This is a genomic window from Methylobacterium aerolatum, from assembly GCF_022179085.1.
Classification (GTDB): Bacteria; Pseudomonadota; Alphaproteobacteria; order Rhizobiales; family Beijerinckiaceae; genus Methylobacterium; species Methylobacterium aerolatum.
Map to the genome: position 1 here is coordinate 61965 of NZ_BPQE01000006.1, position 25508 is coordinate 87472.

The 25508-nt window shown below is 65.7% G+C and carries 16 protein-coding genes and 2 pseudogenes; 11 read left to right on the forward strand and 7 right to left on the reverse strand.

Annotated features, from left to right (window positions below; translation table 11 throughout):
- Positions 1–26 precede the first annotated feature (26 nt).
- A complete protein-coding gene (locus MFF06_RS04860) occupies positions 27–3329 on the reverse strand; it encodes a glycosyltransferase (RefSeq protein WP_238201890.1) in 3303 nt (1100 codons plus the stop codon).
- A 217-nt stretch (positions 3330–3546) separates the two neighbouring features.
- On the opposite strand from MFF06_RS04860, the gene MFF06_RS04865 reads away from it, so the two are divergent.
- The 9 genes from MFF06_RS04865 (at position 3547) to MFF06_RS04910 (ending at position 20760) form a co-directional block, all read left to right on the forward strand.
- Positions 3547–7689, forward strand: coding sequence for a glycoside hydrolase family 99-like domain-containing protein (locus MFF06_RS04865; protein ID WP_238201891.1), 4143 nt, complete (start codon positions 3547–3549; stop codon positions 7687–7689).
- 28 nt (positions 7690–7717) lie between these two features.
- Positions 7718–8776 (forward strand): dTDP-glucose 4,6-dehydratase, encoded by a 1059-nt coding sequence (gene rfbB, locus MFF06_RS04870; protein WP_238201892.1) that lies wholly within the window; start codon positions 7718–7720, stop codon positions 8774–8776.
- A 40-nt stretch (positions 8777–8816) separates the two neighbouring features.
- A complete protein-coding gene (gene rfbA / locus MFF06_RS04875; RefSeq protein WP_238201893.1) occupies positions 8817–9686 on the forward strand; it encodes a glucose-1-phosphate thymidylyltransferase RfbA in 870 nt (289 codons plus the stop codon).
- Between the two features lie 16 nt (positions 9687–9702).
- Complete coding sequence (locus MFF06_RS04880; RefSeq protein ID WP_238201894.1) at positions 9703–10452, forward strand: class I SAM-dependent methyltransferase; 750 nt, start codon at positions 9703–9705, stop codon at positions 10450–10452.
- On the forward strand, positions 10449–12761 hold the full coding sequence (locus tag MFF06_RS04885; RefSeq protein ID WP_238201895.1) for a glycosyltransferase family 2 protein: 2313 nt from the start codon (positions 10449–10451) through the stop codon (positions 12759–12761). Before MFF06_RS04880 ends, MFF06_RS04885 begins: the two co-directional genes overlap by 4 nt.
- Positions 12758–15076: a glycosyltransferase family 2 protein gene (locus MFF06_RS04890; RefSeq protein WP_238201896.1), complete on the forward strand. Its 2319-nt coding sequence runs from the start codon at positions 12758–12760 to the stop codon at positions 15074–15076. Before MFF06_RS04885 ends, MFF06_RS04890 begins: the two co-directional genes overlap by 4 nt.
- Before the next feature lie 176 nt (positions 15077–15252).
- Positions 15253–17478 (forward strand): peptidase domain-containing ABC transporter, encoded by a 2226-nt coding sequence (locus MFF06_RS04895; protein WP_238201897.1) that lies wholly within the window; start codon positions 15253–15255, stop codon positions 17476–17478.
- Complete coding sequence (locus MFF06_RS04900; RefSeq protein WP_238201898.1) at positions 17468–18814, forward strand: HlyD family type I secretion periplasmic adaptor subunit; 1347 nt, start codon at positions 17468–17470, stop codon at positions 18812–18814. Before MFF06_RS04895 ends, MFF06_RS04900 begins: the two co-directional genes overlap by 11 nt.
- A complete protein-coding gene (locus MFF06_RS04910; protein ID WP_283207247.1) occupies positions 18811–20760 on the forward strand; it encodes an SEL1-like repeat protein in 1950 nt (649 codons plus the stop codon). The genes MFF06_RS04900 and MFF06_RS04910 overlap by 4 nt, the downstream gene beginning before the upstream one ends.
- A gap of 326 nt (positions 20761–21086) precedes the next feature.
- Here MFF06_RS04910 and MFF06_RS04920 read toward each other — a convergent pair.
- The 5 genes and pseudogenes from MFF06_RS04920 to MFF06_RS04940 all read right to left on the reverse strand — a co-directional run.
- Positions 21087–21283 (reverse strand): annotated as a pseudogene (locus tag MFF06_RS04920) (ISL3 family transposase); the annotation flags it as partial.
- 275 nt (positions 21284–21558) lie between these two features.
- Positions 21559–22023 (reverse strand): tellurite resistance TerB family protein, encoded by a 465-nt coding sequence (locus MFF06_RS04925; protein ID WP_238201899.1) that lies wholly within the window; start codon positions 22021–22023, stop codon positions 21559–21561.
- Between the two features lie 156 nt (positions 22024–22179).
- A complete protein-coding gene (locus tag MFF06_RS04930; RefSeq protein WP_370876734.1) occupies positions 22180–22512 on the reverse strand; it encodes a hypothetical protein in 333 nt (110 codons plus the stop codon).
- Positions 22490–22681: a ribosome modulation factor gene (locus MFF06_RS04935; protein ID WP_238201900.1), complete on the reverse strand. Its 192-nt coding sequence runs from the start codon at positions 22679–22681 to the stop codon at positions 22490–22492. The genes MFF06_RS04930 and MFF06_RS04935 overlap by 23 nt, the downstream gene beginning before the upstream one ends.
- A 54-nt stretch (positions 22682–22735) precedes the next feature.
- Positions 22736–23041, reverse strand: coding sequence for a hypothetical protein (locus tag MFF06_RS04940; protein ID WP_238201901.1), 306 nt, complete (start codon positions 23039–23041; stop codon positions 22736–22738).
- 156 nt (positions 23042–23197) lie between these two features.
- Here MFF06_RS04940 and MFF06_RS04945 point away from each other — a divergent pair.
- Together MFF06_RS04945 and MFF06_RS04950 are read left to right on the forward strand one after the other, a co-directional pair.
- Positions 23198–23553: pseudogene (locus tag MFF06_RS04945) on the forward strand (hypothetical protein).
- Complete coding sequence (locus MFF06_RS04950; protein WP_238201902.1) at positions 23519–24085, forward strand: hypothetical protein; 567 nt, start codon at positions 23519–23521, stop codon at positions 24083–24085. Before MFF06_RS04945 ends, MFF06_RS04950 begins: the two are co-directional and overlap by 35 nt.
- On the opposite strand, the gene MFF06_RS04955 is transcribed toward MFF06_RS04950, so the two are convergent.
- Positions 24036–25436: a sensor domain-containing diguanylate cyclase gene (locus tag MFF06_RS04955; protein WP_238201903.1), complete on the reverse strand. Its 1401-nt coding sequence runs from the start codon at positions 25434–25436 to the stop codon at positions 24036–24038. The genes MFF06_RS04950 and MFF06_RS04955 overlap by 50 nt on opposite strands.
- Positions 25437–25508 lie beyond the last annotated feature (72 nt).

Here is a 25508-nt window from a genome sequence, read left to right on the forward strand (position 1 = left end):
CGCCTTGAGCGGGCCCGCGGCTTCTGTCAGCGGCCGCAAAGGGCGTCGCTTCGGCGCGGAAGCAGAATGTCGATGCTCTCGAGCGCCTGGCGCAATGCAGCAACGCCGCGGTCGAAACCGTAGGTCGTCCGGGTGAGGTCACGTCCGCTCTCGGCGATCGCCTGCCAGCGAACGTCGTCCTCGCAGAGGCTGGCGATAGCGTCGACCCAGGCCTCCGGGTCCTCGGCCAGCAGGAAATCGTGGCCGGCACGCCCGCCGATGCCTTCGGCGGCGACCGGGGAGAGCACGGTCGGACAGCCATAGGCCATCGCACCGATCACCTTGCCTTTGATGCCGGCCCCGGAGACCAAGGGGGCCACGAACACCCGTGCACCGTCGTAGACTTCTGCCACCGTCGCCGCATGCCCGCGCACCACGATGTCGGAGCTTGCCAGGGCGCGCACCTCCTCGTCGATCTGGCTGCCGAAAATGTGCAGTTCGGTTCCGGGCAGGCGGTTACGCAGAAGCGGCATGACGTGGCGTGTGAAGATCTGCATCGCCTCAAGATTAGGCCGATGCCCGAAGCTGCCGAGAAAGGCGAGATGTCGCCGACCCGCCAGCGGGACCGCCCGATTGGGCGCAGGTGCCACCCAGGGGACCTGACCCACTTTCGTACGACCGAGGTGGTGACTGAGGATCACCGCCGCTTCGACCTCGGTGTATGTGAGGGTCAGATCGACCTCGCGCATCAGGGCGAGTTCGGTCTCCCGGGTCAGTTGGCTGCGCCGGACCGCCTCCGGACTATTGACGGCCAGCGCGGCGCGCAATTCGCGCAGGAAGTGCAGGTCGGCGACATTCAGGATGCGCTTCGCCCCGCGTTGGTAGCGCCGAAGCAGCGGTAGCACGACCCGGGCAACGTTGTAGCGGGTGATGTACACGAGATCGAAGGCATCGGCGCGGGCTGCCAGGGCGTCTTCGACGCTTTCGACAAAGGGGGCATAGAGGACTTCGATGCCGCGGGCCTGCAGCGTCTCGGTGTAGCGGCCGAGATGCGCGAGATTGAGGGGCAGGACCGTGACCTTGTAGCCCAGCGCCTGCAGCAGGCGAATTTCCTGATCGGCTGCATAGCTGCCGGCGTCGACATCGGGTCGCGGGATGCACAGATCGATGACGAGGGCCCTGCCGGCGACATGGCGATCGGCGGATCGCCAGGGCGGAGTGCCCTGCGGCAGGTTACGGCGATAGGAATCGAACCAGCGTCGGCGGAAGGCGGCGTCGCTCGGTGCCGCGGCTTGAGAAATGTCGGCATGTGCCGGTCCAGGGAACGCCGAAGTCGAGTATCCGTTCACGGATCGCATCGGATCCAGGCTGTCGCGCACGACCGCCGCGGCGGGCATATAGACGATCCGGCGGCCGACTTCGGCGAGCGTGAAGGTGATTTCGGCCGCATCCGGGACCGATTGAAGCCCGATCGAGTCGGTCCGCGCCAGTTCGGCAAGGCCCTCGCGATCGATCATGATGGCATCGGGGCCGAGCAGGTCGACCTGCCGGGCGTAGGAGGCACGCGGATCGCGCGGATTGCCGCCGAAGCTCAGCGGCTCGACGGCACCGGAGGCCCAGACGATGCGCCCCGCCTCAGCGAGACGGCCGGTTCGATCGAGGATCTTGGGGCCTGCGGCGCCGACGTTACCGAACAGAGTGAAGGTTTCCGACAGCGCGTCGAGCCAACCTGCGACGGGCTCGCAACCGATCTTCAGGAAGACGATTCGTCGGCCCCGCGCTTTCGCAGCGATCCGCGCGTAGAGTGATCGTTCTCCCGCCTGCGCAGCGAGGCCGTTCAACCCCGTGACGAGTTCTTCGATTCCTGCCGGCATCGGATCGAGCAGGATGGTCTCGAAGTCGGCGCGTGGACTGGCAAAAATAAGCGCGGCGGCGCAGCGCCAGAGCGAGAACGCATCGCGCCCGCCGGAGAGGACGATCGACACGTCCGGCGTTTTCGATGAGGGCAAAGCGAGAGGCCCGCCCTCGCCCGGGAGTTCATGACCCGCGAGGATGGCGTGGCATCGCGCCGCGATCGTCACCGGTGCCGAGGCTTCGCCCGAAGCCAGTTGATCGAGATGCGCCGCGAGGCCGCGATAGCGCTCCCGCGCCAGATCCTGGTCCGGCGCGGCGACCATGTGGCGCCCCGCCGCATCCCTTTCTTCCCCTGAGTTGATCACGGCGCGCAAAACCTCAGCCGTGCGGAAAAGGGCGGCCCCGGTGGTGGACTCGATCAGCGCGATCGTATGGGGGCGGCCATCGAGCCATGCATCCGGAACGCGCACGGCCATCTCGGCCCGGCCCTCGGCATCCGGGATCGCTTCGGCGAAGGCCGCCGCCCGGTCGTCGATCAAGAGAACCAGCGTGCTTGGACACGGAAGATCGGTGAGGACACCGATCAGTCTGAGCCCGTCGAAAGCGTGCAGCGTAAAACCGAGGCGTCCCGCTTCGGCAAGCTGTATCGGAGTTCCCGGTAACGGCCGACTCGCTTCGTCCTGAATGTTGAGGGCGTCGCCCGGCTGCCAGAGAGGAGGCAGCAGACATTCCAGCAGACGGGCACCCTGCGCGAACGCGACGGTTTCCTGCGGGGTGAGGCCGGGGCGAAACGGCGGCCTCGCCCCACCTCCCGCGAGACCGAGGTGGAGGCGGGTGAAGAAGAGGTGCGCGGCTTGCCCCCCCAGAGGTCGCAACGCCAGGCTGAGTCGGACGAAGCAGGCTTCATACGGCACGGTCAGGGCGGCGGCGGCGGCGGCGTAGTCGTCAATCTTGCGGCCGCCGAGCCGCTTTTCGATTGTCTGCTCAGCGAAGGCCACAACACAGCCATCGGCGCGCAGAGCTTCGAGACGCAGCAGGGCCTCGCAGCGATGAAGGCCAAACAGGCCGCGGGCTTCGTAGCGCCGGCCGCCCAACGCCGCGATGCGATCGCAACCGTCCTCGCCGACATAGGATGCGGCGATCTCCGCCACGCCTTCGCCAACGAGAAAAGCGGTGTGGCCGTCCTCCAGCGTCCATGCTTCCGTGATGTCCCGGCCCGTCCGGACACCCACGGTAGCCGCGGCGCGCCAGGGCAGGTGCGGTTCGGAGAAATCGGGATTGCGCAGAAGGTTGAGGCCGCCGAGCGCCTCCTCGCCGTGCACTGTCGTCCGGATTGGGACGACGGGCTCGTCGCCGATTGAAAAGCGCAGGGCCATCGAAGGATCACGGGCGAAGACGAGGGCGCGGCGCCCTTCGAACGCGACGAGCCGCGCCTCCGCCGGCGCGACGTCGCCGTCCTGGAATAGCCGGCATTCCGCCGCGACGAGCTTGATCATTGGAAGCCCCTGAACGGCAGCGACCATCTCCCAGTCCCCCTCAAGGCTCGGGCATCACGCAAAGCTTCGAGTTAAACGAAAAAATCGTCCGAGGCACTTCGAATATTCTCACATTTTAAATGATAATTTGGAGGATATTTTCGAGCAAAATAAGGTGGCAGCTTTAAATCAGTCTTCGTCCGCCAGCCTGTACTGAAGTACGAAAGGGGTCTGCGGAATGACGGATGGTTTGACGATCGAACGCCGGGCCGCTTCGGCGCCAGCCGATGGGAGCGAGCCGGCTTTGCTTTTGGCTGTCCCGAGCCGGCCTCGCGGGGCCGTCGAGACCGTCTCGGAAGACGGCATATCAGGCTTTTGTCACGAGCGGCGGGTGGCCGAGCGCCCGGCCCGCATCGACGTCGTCATCGGCCAGGACGTGATCGCGACGGTCTTCGCACTGCGATTTCATGCGGAGGCGGCAAAGGCGGGGCACGATGCCGAGTGCGGTTTTCGAATTCGCTGGAGCGATGTCGATGCGGCCCGCGTCAGCGCTCATGCCGCGCTCGATCCGACGCTGCCGATCCGTGTGATGAGTGCTGGTGAGGTGCTGGAGGCAGGCGCGACGCTGCCGACGGCGGGCGAGATCGAACGCTTCATCGCCGCCGAGGCCGCCAAGGGTCTGGTTCCCGAGGACGACCTTGCAAGCGCCTACGGACTCGTCCGGCTCAGCGGGCTGTTCGACGACGCCTACTATCTGGACCGGTACCCCGACATCGCCGCCGTCGGCATGAACCCCTTGCTGCACTACCTCGTGGCCGGCGACGCTGAGGGGCGGCAGGCCTCGTTCTACTTCGACCCCGAGGCTTATTCCGCTTCGACCCTCGTGCGACCGGAATGCAACCGTCTCGTCCACTACATCCGCGTCGGCAGTGCCGCACGGGCGAGCACCAGCCTTCATTTCGATGGGGCGTGGTACGCCGAGACCTACTCCCTCGACCGCGAGGTCGACGGGCTGCGAGACTATCTCTCGAACCGGCGCATCCGCAGCCCTAACCGCTTCTTCGACGTCGTCCGCTACCTCGATCTCAATGCGGACCTGCGCTCGCTCGCGGACCCTTACAAGCATTACGCGGAATGGGGCGTCCGCGAAGGGCGGCGTGCATCACGCGCGTTCAATGCCAAATTCTACTACCAGACGTACCTGAACGGAGACACAGCGCAGTCCGCATTGCTGCACTATCTTTCGGCCGGGCGCTTCCAGGGATTCCTGCCTGCCCCGCCCGCCGACGAGCCGTCGATCGCAGGCGAGGTCCGTACCTTCTCGCAACCCGGCCCGTTCTTCGAAAGCGAACCGGTGGCCGTCGAGCCCGGCCGAAGCCCGGTCAAGACCTTCGCCTTCTACCTGCCGCAGATGCATCCGATCCCGGAGAACGACGCATTCTGGGGCACAGGCTTCACCGAGTGGCGAAACCTCTCGCGCGGGCAGCCGCGCTTTGCCGGCCACTACCAGCCGCGCACACCCCGCGATCTCGGTTACTACGACTTGCTCGATCCGCGCACGATCCGCAAACAGGTCCATGCCGCGCAAAATTCGGGAATATTTGGATTTTGCTACTACTTCTATTGGTTTAACGGCCGGAGAGTACTGGAGAAGCCCCTCGACCTGTTCGTCCAGGACGAAAGCCTGACGATGCCGTTCTGCCTGATGTGGGCGAACGAGAACTGGACCCGCCGGTGGGATGGACAGGAACAGGATATCCTCCTGCGCCAGGATTACGATCCGGGGCATGATGAGGCCTTATTCGACTGTCTGGCGGGTTACTTCGCCTCGCCCCGCTACTACAGGATCGGCGGACGCCCGCTTCTCACGATCTATCGTCCCGGCATCATTCCGAACGCCGTCGACTTTTTCCGGCGGTTGCGGGCAGGCATCAAGGCGCGTCTCGGGGTCGAGCCGATCCTGTTCATGTCCCAGGCCTTCGGCGACGAGGATCCGCGACCGTTCGGCCTCGACGGTGCGATGGAGTTTCCACCGCACAAGGTCACCGCCCGCGCCAACGACACCGCTCAGAGCCAGCACGTCCTCGACTGGAATTTTTCGGGCCAGGTCTTCGATTACGACGAGGTCGCCACGATCGCCCTCGCCGACGAGCCGGACGCCTTTCCGCTCATCAAGACGGTCCTGCCGATGTGGGACAACGATGCCCGCAAGCAGGGCAGCGGCCTCTGTATCCACGGATCGACGCCGGCGAAGTTCTCGGCTTGGTTCGAGGCGACCTGCGCGATCGCGTGCCGCTCTCCGATCGAGGGCGAACCCCTCGTCTTCGTGAACGCCTGGAACGAGTGGTGCGAAGGTGCCTATCTTGAGCCGGATCTGCACCACGGTTGGGCGTATCTCAACGCGGTCGCGCGGGTCCTGTCGCAGGAGCCCCCGGTCAAAGAGGACGGGCGTCGCAGGATCCTCCTCGTCGGCCACGATGCCTTCCCGGCGGGCGCGCAATATCTTCTTCTCAACATCGGTCGTCAGCTGCGCGACTTCGGGTTCGACATCGCCTTCTACCTGCTGACGGGCGGCGATCTCGTCGAGGACTACAAGGCCGTGGGTCCGGTCCTTCTCGGCGCGGAGGAGCCGACCGGCGATGTGCTGCGGCGGTTGCGACGGGCCGGCTACGCCCACGCGCTGACCAATACCTCGGCCTCCGGAAGCCTCGTTCCCTGGCTGAAGGGTCATGATTTCAGGGTGATCTCACTTGTCCACGAACTCCCCTCGCTCATAAGATCTTATGGGCTCGAAGGCAGTTGCCAGGCGCTGGCCGAGAAGGCGGACCACGTCATCTTCGCATCGAGCTACGTCGCGGACCGCTTCTATGCACTGACCGGCACCGGATCGGAGCGGGCGCTGCTGCGGGAGCAGGGGCTCTACAACGACGTGACTGCGGCAGGCGACCTGCCGGGGCTGCGCGAGGAGCTCGGCCTGCCCCCCGAGGCGCGCATCGTGCTCGGCGTCGGCTACGGCGATCTGCGCAAGGGCGTCGATGTCTTCGCCAATTTCTCGCGCCAGATGCAGAGCGTTGACCCCGCTCTGCACTTCGTGTGGGTCGGGGCCCTCGATCCCGCGGTCGCGACTTGGATCACCGCCGACAGAGCCCGTGCGGCGAGTTCCACTCTGCATTTCGCAGGACACAGGTCGGATGTCGCCCGCTTCTACGGGCTCGCCGATTTCGTCTTCCTGCCCTCGCGCGAGGATCCCTATCCGACCGTCGTGCTTGAGGCACTCGCCGCCGGACTCGGCGTCGTCGGCTTCACCGATTGCGGCGGCTTCTCGGAACTGCTTGCCGACCCCAAGCTCGGACGCCTCCTGCCCTTCGGGGACTTCGAGGCGTTTACCGCGGCCGCGCGCGCCCTGGTCGCCCAGAACGGGGATGAAGGCCTGAAGGCAGAGCGAGCCGAGTTCGTGCGCAAGCATTTCGACTGGGGCGACTACTGCTTCGACTTGGCGAAGGTCCTGTTTCCTGATCTCAAGAGCGTGTCGGTTGTTGTGCCGAACTACAACTACGCGCGATTCCTCGATGAACGCCTGACCTCGATCTTCGAGCAGACCTACCCGGTACGGGAGATCATCGTGCTCGACGATGCCTCGACGGACGACAGCGTCGCGAGCGTCGCCGCCGCGAGCGAAAAGGCGCAACGAACGGTCGATCTTGTGATGCGGCGGACCAATTCAGGCAACGTCTTCCGACAGTGGAAAAAAGGTCTCGACTGCGTCCATGGCGACCATGTTTGGATCGCCGAGGCCGACGATGCGGCGGATCCTGCCTTCCTCGAACGTCTGGTCCCAGCTCTGGCGAGCTTACCGAAGCCTGGATTCGCTTTCTGCGACTCGCAGGCAATCGATAGCGAGGGACGGACCGTCTACGAGAATTACAAGGGCTATTACGCGGCCGATGGAGACCGCGGGCTCGACACTGATGCCGCTTTCGCGCCGCTGGACTTCTTGCGCCGGTTCCTCGTCGTTCGGAACCTCGTCCTCAACGTCAGCGCGGTTCTCTGGGACGGTGAGCAACTTCGCGACGTGTTCCGTCGCCTCGGGGACGAAGCCTTCAGGTTTCACTGCGCCGGAGATTGGCGGGTCTACCTCGAAAGCTGCCTTGCCGGCGGCGACGTCGCGTACGTCGCCGATCCGTTAAATCATCATCGCCGGCACGCCCTGAGCGTCACGCACGCGCTCGCCAAGCCGCAGCATTTCGGTGAGATTGCGCGCGTCCAAGACCTCGCTCTGGCCAGCGTTCCCGATGATCCGGAGTTGCGCGCGCGGGTCTCGAAAGTCCAGGCCGAGCTTCGCGCCTCCTGGGATCTCGGCGCCTTGGAAAGCGCTGCCTGAGCCCGTCTCTCATTCGTCAGGGATTCTCATGCGCATCCTCGTCACTGGCGGTGCCGGCTTCATCGGGTCAGCGCTCGTGCGGCATCTCATCTCCGAGACGGAGCATGAGATCCTCAACCTCGACAAGCTGACCTATGCGGGCACCCTGACCTCGCTTCAGAGCGTGGCCTCCCATCCCCGATACGCCTTCGTCATGGGCGACATCTGCGATCGTGCCCTTGTCGAGGCCACGATCAACCATTTCCAGCCGGAAGCGATCCTGCATCTGGCCGCGGAGTCGCATGTCGATCGCTCGATCGAGGGACCTGCCGCATTCGTGCACACCAACGTCGTCGGCACGTTGACACTCCTTGAGGCAGCGCTCGCCTATTGGCGGACTCTCCCCTCCGATCGTCAGGAGCGCTTTCGCTTCCAGCACATCTCGACCGACGAAGTCTTCGGCTCACTCGGCGACACCGGCCTCTTCTCCGAGACCACCCCCTACGATCCGCGCTCCCCTTACTCGGCGTCCAAGGCCAGCTCGGACCATCTCGTGCGGGCCTGGCATCACACCTACGGCTTGCCGACCCTCCTCTCGAACTGCTCCAACAATTACGGGCCCTACCAGTTTCCCGAAAAGCTTATCCCGCTCGTGACCATCAAGGCGCTCGCGGGCGAGCGGCTCCCGGTCTACGGGACTGGCGCCAATGTCCGGGACTGGCTGTTCGTCGATGATCACGTCGACGCCCTGCTCGCCGTCCTCGCGAAAGGGCGGCCCGGGGCGACGTACAATGTCGGCGGCAATGCCGAGCGGACAAATCTCGAGGTGGTCCAGGCGATCTGCGCGACACTCGACAACTTGCGTCCGCGCAGGGACGGTACCCCGCACGCCGATCTCGTGACTTTCGTGGCCGACCGGCCCGGGCACGACCAGCGATATGCGGTCGATACCCGGAACATCCGGAAGGAACTCGGCTGGAGCCCCGCTACACCGTTCGAGGCTGGGCTCTCGCGGACCGTCCGCTGGTACCTCGATCACCACGCGTGGTGGCAGGGGCTGCGCTCCAGCCGATACGCCGGCGACCGTCTCGGCCTACGCACCGCCTGAGTATCCAATCCTCCTTCTCCGTTTTGACGAGAGGCGAATTATGAAGGGTATCATCCTCGCAGGCGGTTCAGGCACGCGTTTGCACCCCGCCACCCTCGCGGTCAACAAACAGTTGCTGCCGATCTACGATAAGCCGATGATATACTATCCAATGTCGGTCCTGATGCTTGCCGGCATTCGAGATATCATGATCATATCGTCTCCTGAATATCTCGAAAACTATCAGCGCCTGTTCGGCGACGAAGCAGTGCTCGGCTTGCGGATGTGCTATGCGGTCCAGCCTGAGCCGAACGGACTGGCGCAGGCCTTCGTGATCGGGCGGGACTTCATCGGCGATGACAGCGTCGCGCTGATCCTCGGAGACAACATCTTCTTCGGCGCAGGCCTGCACCAGGTTCTCCACCGCGCTCGGGGCCGCAATCACGGTGCCACGGTGTTCGCTTATCGCGTGGACGATCCGCAACGCTACGGCGTGATCACGCTCGACGACCGCGGCAAGGCGAAACGCATCGTCGAGAAGCCCGCGAACCCCGAATCCGACCTCGCCGTCACGGGCCTCTACTTTTACGACAACAGGGTGGTGGAGATCGCGGCGCAGGTGAAACCTTCCGAGCGTGGCGAATACGAGATTACCGATGTCAACCAAGCCTATCTCGAGATGGGCGAGCTCCATGTCGAGCCGCTCTCGCGCGGCTTCGCGTGGCTCGACACCGGCACGCACGAGAGCCTGCTCGAAGCCTCCGAGTTCGTGCGGGTGGTGCAGAACCGTCAGGGCGTCATCATCGCGTGCCTAGAGGAGATCGCCCTCGCCAACGGCTTCGTCGGACGCGAGCACGTGCGTGACCGCGGGCGTCAGTTTTCGAAGACGTCCTACGGCCGCTATCTCATTGAGATCTCCGAGGCGGCCTGAACGGAGAGAACCGGCGATGAGGACCTCCCTTCTGCCATCCACGGCCCGCGTCCGGATGCGCTTCGATTCGGACGACACCGAGCTTGCGGACGCCCGCCCGGCCTCGCGTGTGGCGTCAATGCCCTTCGATGCGACGCGTCCCCGCGTCCTTCATGTCGGCTCCGGTCCGGCAGGTCCGACGAAGCTCCATCGCATTTTCCAGGGCCCCGCGTGGAGGGAGGTGCGGCTCGATATCGATCCGACGGTCGATCCGGATCTCGTCGCGTCGATTGTGGATCTTCGGCAGGTCGAGGCGTCGAGCTGCGATGCGATCTGGTGCTCGCACAACCTCGAACATCTCTGTGCACACGAAGTCACCTTGGCGCTGGCGGAGTTCCGCCGAGTCTTGGCGCCCACCGGCTTCGTGCTGATCCGCAGCCCCGACCTGCGTGCTGTGGCGGAACTGATCCTCAACCATGGGCTAGACTACGAGGCCTACCGGTCTCCTGCAGGGCCCATCACTGCAGCCGACATGCTCTACGGTCATGCCGCCTCCATCGCGCGCGGCAACGCCTTCATGCGCCACGGGACCGGCTTCACTCAGGAATCCTTGAGCCGTCTTCTAGCGACCGCGGGCTTCACGACTGTCCTCACGGCGCGAACGCAGGACTTCACGGTGTGGGGTGCGGCCTTCATGCCGGAAGCCGACATCGCGCGTGTTTCCCGCGCGTTGCGGCGGACGGGATTGAAGCTTGCGCCGCTCGGCGATGACGGCGTCCCGCGATGATGGAGCGCGATCTCCTCGATCCGGCACGGCACGCGGGTGCGCTCGCGGTCGCCGCCGCGCGGGCGCTGCGAGCCGGCGATATCGATCGCGCCCACGCATTCGCCGACCGGCGCTGTCGCATCCGCCCCCCTGCGGAAGCGCATGACTTCCTGCTGCGGGCTGCCTCGCGGCGCGCCTTGGGCGACCTCGACGGCGCGATCGACGATGCGCGAACCGCCGCAACGATTGACCCTGACAATCTCATCGCGGCGCGCTGGCTCCTGCGCGCTCCTTCGCCCGCGGAGCGCGTCCGCGCCGCGCGGGTCATCGCGCGCCGGGAAACGGTTGCGGGCCCGCTCGGCGAGGCGGTCGCTATCCTGGCTGGAGACCGGGCGCCCGCCGTCGGAACCTTCCGCGAAGGAGCCGACGAGATCGAAGGCTGGCTGGCGTGGCGCGGGACGGAGCCGATGCGCCTGACCGTCGCGTTCGACTCAGACGAGCGTGCCGTCTCGATCATGCCCGATCCGGCTCATGCGCTCGCACCGATCTTGGGCAGCGCCGCACGCGTGCGCATCGCATGGCCGAATGGGCGCCGGACGATCAGGCTTGGCGGGTTCGGGCCGGAGGCGGTGATCCTCGGGACGGATTTCGCGCGGACGGCGGGCGAAGATCCATCGGGCGCGATGTTGCACCGCACTGATGGAACAGGACCGGGAGTCACCGTCATCCTTCCGGTCTACGACGATCTCGCCTCCACCCGCCTTTGCCTCGCGACCCTTCTGGCGGACACGCCCAGGCACCTGACGCGGACGATCATCGCCATCGATGATGCGACCCCGGACCCCGAGATCGCCAGGTTCCTCGATGAACAGGAGCAACGCGGAACCATCCGTCTCCTGAGGAATCCGGTCAATCTCGGTTTCGCCGCCAGTGTCAACAGGGCGCTCGCCGGGCGCCCCTCTTGCAACGACGTTCTGATCCTCAACGCCGACACCGTGCTGTCCCCCGGTGTCCTCGATCGTCTGCGCCGGGCCGCATACTCGGCACCCGACATCGGCACCGTGACGCCTCTCTCGAACAACGGCGAGAACACGAGCCTGCCGCGCGCCTTCACGGAAAATCCGTTGCCGTCCGTGGCGGAGATCCACGCCATCGACGCAATGGTCGCCACGATCAATGACGGACGGATCATCGACCTGCCGAACGGCACCGGCTTCTGCCTCTACATCACGCGGGCCTGCCTGGACGCGGTGGGATCGCTCGGGCTTCAGTTCGGTCGCGGCTACCTTGAGGATGTCGATCTGTGCCTGCGTGCGGCGGAGGCCGGCTTCCGGAACGTTTGTGCGGCGGATGTCTATGTGGGGCACGCCGGCAGCCGCTCCTTCGGCTCGGACAAGCGGGCGCTCGTCGTGCGCAATCTCGCCCTGATCGAAGCGCAGTTCCCCGGCTACGAGCGCATCTGCGCGGCCTTCTTCGCCAGCGATCCGCTCGCGCCCGTCCGCGCGGCGGTCGATGCCCGAATGGTGATGCGACAGGCGCCCGCCCATCTCGTCGTCCTCGCGGAAGTGGATTCCGAGGCATGGCTCGGCGTCCACCGGCAGGTCTGCGGCGAGGCGTCAATCCTCGTCGCCCGGGTGATCCAACGGGCGGGCCGCATCGATCTCGCACTCGCCGACGCGGCCGGCGGCTTCCCACAAAACCTGCGCCTCTCCGCGCCGCTGCGGCGCGCCGGTCCTCGATTGGCTGCCGCCCTGTCACGCCTGCCGATCCGCAGCGTCGAGGTGCCGTTTCCGCATACCGTGCCGGAGGAGGTGCGCACGGCCGTCGCAGCGCTCAAGCGTCCCCTGCGCACGAGCCCGGCCGATCCTCCAATCACTCCGCCGACCCGACTGCCTATCGGCCACACGGTCCCGGAGCGCGTGGTCGCGTTGGCGCCCTCGGCCGGGACGGAGAGCTTCCGCCTCCTGTGCGCCATCGTCCGACGCTGGGCGCGGGATGGGAAGCTCCCGGAACTCGCCATTGTCGGCGCGACCCTCGACGACCTTCGTCTGATGGGCATGGGCCCTGTCCTCGTGACCGGGCCGGTCTTGCCAGAAGAGGCCGTGCCCCTGATCCGGCGTCTCGGCGCGACGACGTTGATCCTGCTCGATCCGGATCACCCGACAGTCACCGGAATGGCCTTCTTCGGCTTGCGCATCGCCGGCCTTCACCGCCGGTGCGACAGCGTCTCGGGCCGCGTCCACATCGATCCCACCGGCGCGCCGGAGGCCGTCGCAGACCGGCTGGCCCGTTGGGTGGCAGGAGCCGTTGTCGAAAGGCGCGTCGCATGAACAGCTTGGTTCGCGCCCTCGAACATCATCAGCTCGTGTCCGCCTTCGAGCGTGTCACGGACAACTGTTTCACGGGTTACGCCTTCGACCCGGCATCACCCGAGCGGCGCCTGATCATCGACATCCTGCTTGATGGCGTCTCGATCGCCCTGGTCCGAGCCGAGCGCTTCGACCGGCGTCTTTTGGACCTCGGCAGCATCGATGGTTGTCACGCTTTCCTCTTCCAGGCCGACGCGAACCTGCTCGTCGGTCAGCGTCTGCTCCATGCCTGCATCGCCAACACCGGCACCCCGGTCGGACGGCCCGTCGACCTCCTGCGGGCCTCCGTCTCGAAGAGAACACGCACGCATCGGACGGGTTCGGTCTCGTGGAACGCAGGCCTTCGCCTGTTCGGTACCGTTCGGGCTCGCGGCGGCCTCGCTCCGGACATTCGGGTCCGCGATGGAAGCCGGGTCGTCGCGCAGACGCGGCCGCGGCGATGGCCGGTCACGCGGAGCGCCGGCCTCGATGCGGACGAATGCCCGTTCAGCCTGCACCTGCCGGATAGCTACGCCGACGGTCTCGTCCACCGCCTCAGGGTCGAGGACGGATCGGGGCTCGAACTCGAAGGCAGCCCGCTTTCCATTCTCGCCTTCGCCAACGGCTTGAAACGACTGCTTCCGGTTGGGCCTGCATCCGCCGACGACCTCAGAGCCGAGTGGTTCGACCAGCTTTGCCCCACCTCGCTTCCCTTCGACCGATATCCGGATTGGATCGCCCACGTCGACGCGGGCCCGAGCGATACGACGGGATCGGTGCGCGTCGTCCTCATCGGCACGGACGGTCTTGATGAGACGCAAGCCGACTTGGAGTGTCAGACGCTTCGCCGCTGGTCGGCGGCTTGGATCGACGCGGTCGGCGGCGCCTTCGCGCCCGAGGACATGGACGAGGCGGTCACGGGCGATCTCGGGGAAGAAGACATCGTCGTCTTCGTCCGGACCGGAACGAGCCTGACGACCGACGCGCTGGCGGGGCTCGCCGATGCCCTGCGCACGTCCCCCGACAGCGTGGCCGCCTACGGCGATGTCGAGGTGGAGCGGGACGGCAGCGCCCATCCCGTTTTCTTCGGGGCATTCGATTACGAGCGGCAACTTGAACAAGGCTACGCTACCGCGCTCTTTGCCGTCCGCATCGACGCGATTCGCGAGGCCCTCGCGCGGCGGCCGACCTCGCTCGAACGGCTCTTCCTCGCGTTGCTCGAAGGGCCAGCCGGGACCGGCGACCGCATCGTGCATCGGCCGGGCGTCATCGCCCATGTGGCCGGATGGCAGCCGGCCGATACGGAACGGCTCTGCGCCGCGACCCGCGATCATCTCGCGGCGCGGGGCATCGCGGCGGAGGTGCGTCCGTCGACGGGGGGCATCTTTCCTGCCGTCCACGTGCGGCGCGCGGCGGATGCCGGATTGGTCTCGATCGTGATCCCGACGAGAGACCGCGTCGACCTGCTGGAGACATGCATCGCTTCGATCCGAGCACGGACCCAGCCGGGCCAGTACGAAATCGTCGTGATCGACAACGACTCCTCCGACCCCTCGACGCACCGCCTGTTCGAGACGTTGGCACGGGACGGAGTGCGGATCGTCGCCTGCCCGGGTTCTTTCAACTACGCCCTTTTGAACAACGTCGGCGTCGCGGCCGCGCAGGGCGAGCGCGTGCTCCTGTTGAACAACGACGTCGAGATTCGGTCTGACTCGTGGCTGACGGAGCTTGCCTCACGCCTGGAACGCGATGTCGGCGCGGTCGGAGCGGTGCTGCGCTGGCCGAACGGCATCGTGCAGCATGGCGGAGTGGTACTCGGCCCCGGCTTCTCGGCGGCCGACGCTTTCAACGACTGCTCGGGAGAGGATCCGGGCCACGGCGATCTTCTTCGGGTCGCCCACGAGGCGAGCGCGGCGACAGCCGCGTGCCTGCTCGTCCGGCGAAGCGACTATCTCGCCCTCGGCGGCTTCGACGCCGACACCTTTCCGGTGTTGTTCAACGACGTGGACTTCTGCCTGAGGTTGCGGGCCCGCGGGCTGCGCGTGATCGTGACACCGCATCTCGACATCCTGCACCACGAATCCGCGTCGCGCGGACGGGACGATGCACCGAGCCGCCGCGGACGTTACCGGCGCGAATTGACGGCTCTTCGAAACCGCTGGGGCGAGGTCCTGGCAGCGGACCCGGCCTATAGCCCCTTTCTGAACCTCGACCCTTACCCGTTCTCGGCGCTCGCGGCCGCTCCCCGACCGGCCATGCCGCGCCGGCGCCTTCTGCCGGGCGTCCTTCGTGCGTGACAGGGCCTAGTGCTCGCGCCTGCCTCGACGTTCATGAGAGGAATAGACGGCAAAAACCGACAAATTTCCCCGAAATTATCCCTTAAAATACAATATTTCATAACAGCAATTCTGTATTTTTACGTCTATATTTTACCATGCGAAGGTATCCGGCGAACTTACAGAGAGCTCACGACATGGATGGTCAGGACAGCTCCGATGTATCGACTTTGTCCGCCCTCATTCTTGTGGCGCGCTCCCACGGCATCCACCTGACCCTGCGCCAGCTCGCGCAGGAAGGGCAGCTGCCGACCCTCGCCGTCGATACACCGCAGATGCTGGCCTGCGCCGCCCGTGCCGGCCTCAAGGGGACAGCGCTGCATCTCGACTGGAAGAAGCTGGCCGGCGCAGAACGGTTGTTTCCCGTCATCGTCACGCTGGCCAACGGAACGCGCATGGTGGCGCGGGCCATCGTCGATAACGACGAGCGTGCGGAGATCGTACTCGAAGATCCTCAGGTCGGCGAAACCGGGCGCCTGACGCTGGACCGCCACCGCTTCGAGGCGGCCTGGACGGGCGAGACCGCCCTGATCAAGCGCGATTATGCGCTGCGCGACGAGGACCAGCCCTTCGGGCTTGGCCTCATCGCGGGTCTCGTGCTGCGCGAGAAACGCATCGTTCGCGACGTGACGGTGGCGGCGGTGGTGCTCAGTGTCTTGAGCCTCGTCCCGATCCTCTTCTTCCGGCTGATGACCGATCGGGTGCTGACGCACCACGCACTCAACACATTCTCGGTCCTCTGCCTCGCGATGCTCGCGATGGTGGGGTTCGAGGTCGTGTTCACGGCCCTGCGGCGTCACCTGGTCATGCATCTGACGACGCGGGTCGATGTGAAGATCTCGACCTACCTGTTCGACCGAATCCTGCGACTGCCTGTCGAGTTCTTCGAACGCACGCCGGTCGGGCTGATCGCCCGGGACATGAACGAGGTCTGGCGGGTGCGCAACTTCCTGACCAGCCAGCTGTTCGGCACAATTCTCGACTCGATCAGCCTGCTGTTCCTAGTCCCGGTGATGTTCGCTTTCAGCGTCCCGCTGACGTTCATCGTACTGGGATGCGGCCTCCTGATCGGCGTCTGGATCGTCGCGACGCTGCCAGCCTTCCAGCGACGATCCGCGGCTGTGGTCGCTGCCGAGGGTGCCCGAGGCTCGTTCTTGGTGCAGACGCTGCAGGGCATCCGCACCGTGAAGTCGCTGGCGCTCGAACCGCGTCAGCGACACGAATGGAACGTCCTCGTCGCCCGGGCGGCCCGCCTTCGACTGCGGGAGCAGACCTTCGGCAATTTGATCCAGTCTGCAGTCCTGCCCCTCGACCGCATGATGGTGAGCGGGACCTTGGCGATTGGTGTGTGGTTCGCCATGACGAGCGACGACCCGACGACCGTCGCATCCATCTTCGTGTTCCTGCTGCTCTCGCAACGTGTCGCCTCCCCGCTTCGGCAGCTCGCACAGCTCGTCGAGCAGTACGACCAGGCTTATTCGGCCGTCGAAGTCGTCTCTCGGCTGCTGAACCAGGAGCCTGAAGCGGGACGCTCCGGGCACGGCGTGCGCACGCCGATCGACGGCCACGTCGCATTCCAGAACGTGCGCTTCCAGTACACGGGGGCGACAGCCCCTGCCCTCGACGGCGTCTCGTTTGAGGCGGCACGGGGCACGACACTCGGGGTGATGGGCCGAAGCGGCTCGGGAAAGACCACGGTGACCCGGCTTCTCCAGAGACTTCACGCAAACTACGACGGCCTCATCAAGATCGACGGCATCGACCTGCGCGAGTACGACCTCGATCACCTGCGCCAGCATCTCGGAGTTGTGCTTCAGGACAACTTCCTATTCAGCGGCACCATCCGCGACAACATCACGGCGGCAAAGATCGACGCGACCTTCGACGAGGTCGTCCGCGCTGCCCGCCTTGCGGGAGCCGAGGAGTTCATCGACCGCCTTCCGCGCGGCTACGAGACCTACATCTACGAAGGGTCGTCGAACCTCTCCGGCGGACAACGGCAGCGTCTCGCCATCGCGCGGGCGCTCATCACGGATCCGAAAGTGCTGATCCTCGACGAGGCGACGAGCGCTCTCGATCCCGAGAGCGAAGCCATCGTCAATGCCAACCTCCAAAAGATCGCAGCCGGGCGGACCGTGATTGTGATCTCGCACCGTCTGTCATCGCTCGTGCCCGCGGACGCGATCCTCGTGCTCGATCGCGGACGCGTGCTGGATATTGGCCGACACACCGACCTCCTGGAACGGTGCGAGATCTATGGCGACCTTTGGAACCAGCAAAACGGGCACCTCACGACAGCGCGGCCCGAGCGTCGGCTGAAAGCGATCGGCGGACGGTCAGAAGGAGAGTCCCATGCGGCCTGATGCGGATCCCGAGCGCACGCTCCGCCGGTTCGCCTCGGAGACGGACGAGATCCGTGAGGCGCCGGAGCCGCTGACCGCGCGGTTGATCTTGCTGACGCTGACCGCGTTCCTCGTCACCTGCCTGGGACTGACGGCCATGGCGCAGGTCGATCGGGTCGTCACAAGCGAACGCGGCAAGATCGTGTCGACGCAGGCCGTGATGGTGTTCCAGGCCCTCGATGCCTCGATCATCAAGACCATCGACGTGCGGGAGGGCGACCAGGTTCGGCGCGGCCAGCTTCTGGCAACCCTTGACCCCACCTTTGCCAATGCCGACGCGGCGCAACTGAAGCAGCAGGTCGCTAGCCTCGATGCGCAGATCGCACGGGCAGAGGCGGAGCAGGAGCAACGCGCGCTTCAGTTCGGCCCGACGCGCGATCCCGACCAACGCCGCTACAACGATCTGCAGCGCGCCCTCTACGAACAGCGCGTGGCGCAATTCAAAGCGCAGCTTTCGAGCTTTGACGAGAAAATCCAGCAATCGACGGCGACGATCCAGAAGCTGCAGGGCGACGAGGCCAGGTTGGAGGAGCGCGAGAAGATCGCCCACCAGATCGAGATGATGCGCCAACAACTCGTCGACAGGCAGGCCGGCAGCCTCCTCAATCTGCTGCTTGCGACGGACCAGCGGCTCGAGTTGCTCCGGACCCTCGAGAATGGCCGCAACGGGCTGGTCGAGGCGCGCCACCAACTCGCGTCCACCATAGCTGACCGGGATGCGTTCCGCCGCCAATGGCAGAGTGCGCTCAGCCAGGAAATCGTCGCCGCCCGAAACGCCCGCGACACGGCGATGGGCCAGCGCCGTAAGGCAGACCGCCGCGAGGAATTGATCCGGCTCGAGGCCGCCGAAGACGGCGTCGTGCTTAACATGGCCAAGCTTTCGGTCGGTTCGGTGCTGCGAGAGGGCGACCAGCTCCTCAGCCTGATGCCGCTGAGCGCGCCGTTGGAGGCCGAGATCCATGTCGCTGCGCGCAACATCGGGTTCATTCGTGCCGGTGATCCGGCCACGCTCAAGGTAGATGCCTTCAACTTCATCGAACACGGGACGGCGGAGGGCCACCTCCGCTGGATCAGCGAGGGCGCCTTCACAACCGATGACGACGGGAAGCCGGTGGAAGCCTATTACAAGGCTCGGGTCAGCGTCGAGAAGGTGAACTTCGTCCGGGTGCCCGCAAGCTTTCGGCTCATTCCCGGGATGACCCTGACCGCCGACGTCCACATCGGCACCCGTTCGGTGATGGCCTACGTGGTGGGTGGCGCCCTGCGGGGTGCCGGCGAAGCGATGCGCGAGCCATGATCGCCGGATCGCTCGCCCCGACTCGCGACGGCGTCTTCGCCCGCGTCGTCAGCGCGATCGCCGGCAGATGGATCGCCGGGTTTGCAGAGGGGCACTTCCGGCTTGCCTGCCGGCACGTGGAGGCGAACCGTCCGGCGCGGGCCGTCCTTGCCTTTCGCCGCGCAGCGGAGGCAGGACACCGCGAGGCGCAGCTGCGTCTCGCCGACGCCTATCGCACCGGGCGCGGCGTCACCCGGGCATCCGCCGAAGCTGCGCACTGGTACCGGAAGGCCGCCGAGGTCGGATCGTCCCAAGCTCAGTTCCATCTCGGCCAGATGCTTCTCGGGGGAGCCGCCAAGGGTATTCCGGGAACGTCAGCCTGGATGGGCGCGCCTGGACGGAAGGACGACGCCGTGGCGCTCCTGTTCCCCCTTGGGACGACGGTCGAGCCCGATCATCGCGAGGCCTGCCGCTGGCTGCGCGCGGCCGCCGCCGGAGGGAGCGCGCACGCCACGGCTCAGCTCGCCTGGGCGCTCGCCACGGGGACCGGAGTCGAGAGGGACGTCGAAGCCGCTTTTCACCTCTTCACCCAAGCCGCCGCAGAGGGGCTTGCCGACGGGCAGTACGGCCTCGGCCGCGCCTTCGAGCACGGATTTGGCACCGCCGTCGATCCGGCAAAAGCCGTGGCGGCTTATACAGAGGCGGCAGCGGCGGGACATGTCGCCGCCCGTCTCCGGCTGGGCCGGGCTCTGCGCGACGGCTGGGGCGTACCTGCCGATGCAGTGCGGGCTCGGATGGAGATCACGGCCGCGGCCGAGGCCGGCCACCCGCAGGCGCTCTTCGAGAAGGCACTCCTCGACCTCGACGATCCCGGGCGCAATCCGGATTCGATCGAGACAAGCCTGCGGCGTGCCGCCCGCCAGGGGCACCGGCAAAGCCTCATGCGATTGGCCGCTCTTCTCACGCAGGGACACATTCTGAGGCGAGACGAGCGCGAGGCCTCGCGACTTATTCTGCAGGCCGCCGAGCTCGGAGAGCGCGAGGCCCAATTCATCTGCGGGCGCAACTTCGCGCGCGGCGAAGTCGTCCCGCGAGACCTGAAGACGGCCGCGCGGTGGTTTCGGAGCGCGGCCGAACAAGGTCACACTCTGGCCGCGTTCAACCTCGGGCAGTTCTATCGCAAGGGCCTCGGCGTCGAAGCCGATCTTGTGGAGGCACAGCGCTGGTGCCGCGCCGCGGCCGAGCGGGGACTCCCGGAGGCGCAGCTTGGCTACGGGCGGGCGCTCCTCGCCTGTGCCCTGACGCAGTCTGACCGTCGTGAGGCTCTCGCTTGGATCGAACGGGCCGCCCGGCAGGGCAGCCTGGAGGCGCAAACCGCTTGGGCCGAAGGCCTTCGCCAGTACGAGGAGGGAAACGACGGGCGCGTCCGCGCCGACGATCTTCTGGCAGAGGCCGCACGGCACGGTTACGGTCCGGCGCTCCGCCGCCTGGATCGACTCCAACGTGCCGGCAAGACCGCACTCTCGGCCGAATCCTATCGAACTCTGGTCCGCGACGCGGCCGCCGCCGGTCAGGTTGAGGCTCAATTCACTCTGGCTTCGCTCCTGGCCGAGGCGGAGGAGGGGCACTGGACTGAGGCCGCCCGTTGGGCAACCGCAGCGGCCGAGCAGGGCCATCCCGGAGCAGCCTATCTCGCAGGAGTCCTCTACTGCCAAGGCCGAGGTGTCGGCAAAGATCTCGAACAGGGTTTCGCATGGTACCTGAACGCCGCTCAGGAGGGCCATGTGCAGGCTCAGTTCAATCTTGCGATGATGTTGCTGAATGGCTGGGGTTGCATCCCTGATCGAGAAGCCGCACGGATCTGGTTAAGATCTGCTGCAGACAACCGCATGCCCCATGCCTTGGAAATTCTTGCCCAGATTGAACGTCATCCTGCAGAGTCGTCATCTCTAGAAGCATCGGATTGAACGACCCCGCGGCATGGTCCAAGAGGTCAGTTGGAGTCTGTGCTCGATCAGCACCGAAAGGCGAGGACGACGGCTGAGGCATCGTTGTGGGCGGACTTGTCGTAGTGGGTTGCGATGCGGCGGACGTCTTTGTGGCGGCGGAAAGTGACCTGGATCCGCCAGCTTGAACTTCCAGGGGCCGCGGCGAGACCGCCTGGTGCACCGGTTGTAGACCGTGATGCGCGCCCGAGACTGTGCCGGACAGTCGCGCCGGCGGCAGCCTAGGGTGAGCGCTCCAAGTTGCCGGAGATGGTCTGCCGATCGTCCTTCCGCTCTGGTCCAGGCAGATCGATCGTGGCTGCGCCGACGACCTCTCGAGCCTGTCGCATCGATCTGCGCACGGCATCGAGGAAGCCACGGCCGGCCTTCTCCATGAGGTGCCACCTTCCGGCGAACGGGATGGCCTCGCCATATCCGCCCCGCGATCGCGGGCGACGATCCGGATCGAGCCGTTCATCTTCAGCCATATCTGTGCGTCAGATCGCCCGAACCGTCTCCGAACCTCAACGCTGCGCCAGGGCAGTCACTACCCCCCTGTTGCAAGATCGCGACGGTGCCCCGCTAGGTGATGTGGACAACGGCGCTTGCCCCAAGTCGGTCAAGCTTTGAGCCTGAAGCTGACCGGATCACACGCGATCCGGCGTTCATCATGCTCGCACTGTCCCGCACCGTCATCCTCGACCATCGCGAAAGCACCGCCGTGCTACTCTCATCGACCCTATTTCTGATGGGGGCGTTCCTGGTGATCAGGATGCTCGGCTAGTCGACGCCGTCTTTGCTGACCGGTGCCAGGGTCAGCAGCCGCGCTTTGTCGAGAGACAAGGCCGTCGCGATTTCACTCAGCGCGACATGCTCAATTTCCGTGATGTCGTCATGATCGGCAACTTCGGCCGCGACCTGAAAGACATATTCGCGCTGCTCCAGGGGGCGATCGAGGATCGCTTCCACGCGCCGGAGATTGTCCGCTCGTCCGAAACCTGACCTTGCCCGGCTGATTGCTTCGGACAGTGCCTCCTGAAGCATTTGGAGGTCGTAATCCCTCTCGACGATCGAGCTGGTCAAGGCGCCGGTTAGCGCTGTCGAAAGTTCCTCGTTCTCCACTTGGCCATCGGCCACGATGACGTTGGCGGCGGCCGAAACCGCTGCCTGCATCAAGGCCTCATCGCCGGCATGTCCGGTCGCCGTTTTCGCGATGCGGTCGAGGAAGTCGGAGATGAGGCTCATGTCGGGTCAGCGTCTCCGGAGGCAGAAAAACCACAGCAGGATGATCAGGGGGGATCGGTACACCCAGAAGCCAGAGCAGACTGCCCGTCAGCGTCACGTCCTCCAACAGAGGATTGGGCAATCTCGTGAGCGGCGCTGTCGTTCCTGACCAAAATCTCAGGCCATGTCCTTGGCGATCACCTCGGCGGCATACTGAGATCGCGCTGCGGCGTCGGCCTGTCGGCCCTTGAGCTCACACCAGTACGCGAACGCGACCGGCTCGATCGACACGCGAACGACATCGACGCCGCTGCGCTGGACCTCCTGCTCCATCTGGCTGGTCGCAATCCGCCACGTCTCATAGGCGGATGGCAGCTTGGCGCCATCGGAAAGGCTGGCCCGCAAGGCTTCGTAGTTCTCAGGCTCGTACCAAGGCAAGCCGACGCGGCGAGGGCGGCTCATCATCCGGGCGCCATTCTGTCGACGGTCATCGTGCGTCTCGACCGTCACGATGATCGTCGAGTGTCTCGCCGCGAAGGGCCGCGTCGTACCCGGCAAGCCACTGGTCGTGCGCCTCCAAACCCTCGGCGTAAGGACACGCGTCCCGGCTGATGTGTTTGCCGGGAGCGTAAAATCCCAAGGCATAGTGGTCGAGATTATCGTCCGGTGGCTCGGTCATGGCTTTTTCCGATCAGGCATGAAGGTAGCGCGCCATCAGCCAAACGATCATCGATCAGTCCGTTCCGACCACCGCCTCCTTCACGATATCCATAGATCGGAGGATAGCAAACGCGGTCGCCTCTGCATCGGCTTCGCCTTCGGCTGTGTCTGGGAAGATCGCGACGGGCTCGGCGCCTTCGCCGCCCTCTCGGCCGACGACAACCTGAAGCGTCTCGCCCTCGTCGCCCGTCTCGGCCCGGATCAGCGCCACGAAATGGCCGACGGCGGTGCCGTAGACCTGAAGCGGGCTGAATTCCTGAACGACATCAGGCGAAGCGTCGGCGGGACGGCCGAAGGTAGGGCGGATCACATTGGTCATCGGCGGATCGGTTCGGACACGAGGGCTGTGCGCACAGCGCGGGCGCTAGCGTAACACTTAACGCGCCAAACTCACGTCCCCGCCGTGCCGAGAGCAGGTGCCATACCGTTGCAGAGGTCTTATTGCTCCGCTTCGATCACAGCGACATCATCCATCATGCCGATCCGGCGCGAGCACCGCTTCTTCTTCCCCATCGACCGGCCGCAGCTCTCGGCTGTGATCCGCTTCCGGCGCGCTGCGAGGGCTGCGGGCGTCCGCATGGGCAAACCGTCTGGCATCTCGGCGATGGTCGCTGATGGGACGCACAGACCAATTCCTGGCGCGATGGCAGCGGACGCTCAATTGATCCAGTGGTTTCGATCCACGTCTTAGCGACGATCGGCACAACGCGGGCGGTCCTGGCTACCGCTCACCGCAACCACGATACCGCCGACACCACGAACGCCAACCTCGCGGCCTTCTGCCAGCGGTGCCACCGTGGAGACGCTGGCGACCAAGACGTTCACCGATAACGAACGCGCCATCGTAAACACCTGTCGCCACAAAGAGTTTTTCGGCGGCGGGATCAGTTCGGAAGCTGATCTTCGGGATAATGGCATCCAGGGAAACATCTCGGAATCGATGGTTCGGGAGGCAAATTACCGAACTTCTTCCGAACTCCCGAGCTCCCTGGGCGGCGTCAATTCGGGCGCCATTGAGGGCAGCGAGATCGTCACCCACCAGGGTGTCCTGGGCCGGTTCAAGGAGATCCAACGCAGGGTCGCGTGCCGGCTCGACGAGGCCTTCGAACCCACACCAATGGAGCGCCTCCGCAAGGCCGGCCACACGGTCTGGGCGTTCGAGCCCGAGGACGGGTGCGCCTCACGCGGTGGTCGTGCTCGGCAGCCAGGGCCAGGTTGCGGTGCGCGCTGGCTGATCAAGCTCGGACATTCGGAGGTCGCCCGGCAGTCATGTCCGCGCCCGCCGCCTTATGGACCCGTTATCGCGCCATGCGTCACGCAACGCGACTGCGCCGTCTCGGCGTCGATGCATCCGACAACCTGAATGTGCATCGTCCTGCGGCTTTCGCCTCGTAAAGCGCGCGGTCGGCAGCGGAATGGAGAGCCTCGCCTTGGCAGGCAGTCCCGTCAGCGAGCACGATGCCGATGCTGACGCCGATCTGTCCCTGATGCTCGCCGAGATCGAATGGTGCCGAGAGGGAGGCGATCAACCGCTCCGCCATCGTGACGGCACCCGAGCGATCCGTCTCGGTCTGGATGATGACGAACTCGTCGCCTCCGAGCCTTGCGACCGTATCCTCGGTGCGAACCGCGGCCCGCAGGCGGTCGGCAACAGCCTGGAGAAGACGATCACCGACCGGGTGACCGAAGGTGTCGTTGATCGCCTTGAAGCGATCCAGGTCGAGGCAGAGGAGTGCGAAACCGGTGCGGCCGCGCCTGGCGCGGGCGACTTCCTTCTGCAAGCATTCCTGGAAATGAAGGCGGTTCGGCAAACCCGTCAGCCCATCGTGCCGGGCCAGGTGGGCGAGCCGGGCTTCTGCCTCCTTGCGGTGGGAGATGTCGCGCACAGAGGCGACGTAGCCCGACGGCTTGTTCGCGCCGTTCATGCGGTAGAGGCCGAACGTCACCTCGACCCAGACCCAGCGGCCGTCGCGGTGTCGATAGCGCTGCTGGGTCGTCGCGCTCTCGATGTGGCCGCGGGCGATCTCTCCAAGCAGGACGCCGTACGCACCGGCATCATCGGGGTGGACGAAGTCGAGGGGCCGTGTCCCGACGAGGGCCTCTGGCTCGTAGCCGAGGAGTGCTCGGCACCCCGGCGAGACATAGCGCCGTGTTCCGTCGAGGTCGGCGCGCACAACCATGTCGGTGGTGTTGTCGGCGAGCAGTCGATAGCTCGCCTCACGCTCTCGCAGGAGCCGTTCTGTCTTATGAAGCTGCAGTTGGGCGGTGACGATCCGGGCGAGGGTCTGCAACTGCCCGCGTTGCCTGTCAGTGAACGTGCGCGGCACGCGATCCATCACGCACAGGCTGCCGACCTGCAGGCCAGGAGCCGCTTCGAGCGGAGCGCCGGCGTAGAAGCGGATGCCCTGCTCACCCTTGACGAGGAAGCTGTCAGCGAACCGTGGATCGCGCGAGGCATCCTCGATGACGAGGAGCTCGTTCGACATCACCGTGTGAGTGCAGAACGATACGCCCCGCGCCGTGCCCGTGAGGTCGATGCCGCAGCCTGCCTTGAACCACTGGTCGGTCTCGCCGACGAGGGACACCAAGGCGATGGGCGCTTGGAAGAGGTCGCGCGCCGTTTCACAGAGCGCGTCGAACTGCTCCTCCGGCTCAGTATCGAGAATGTCGAGATCGTAAAGGGCGGCGAGGCGGGCGGCTTCGCGCGGATGCACAGGTACCATCGGGAACCCCGAACTCCAGGGACTGGGACGCCAGACCGGCATCACGCCGTCGAGTGCCCCGCA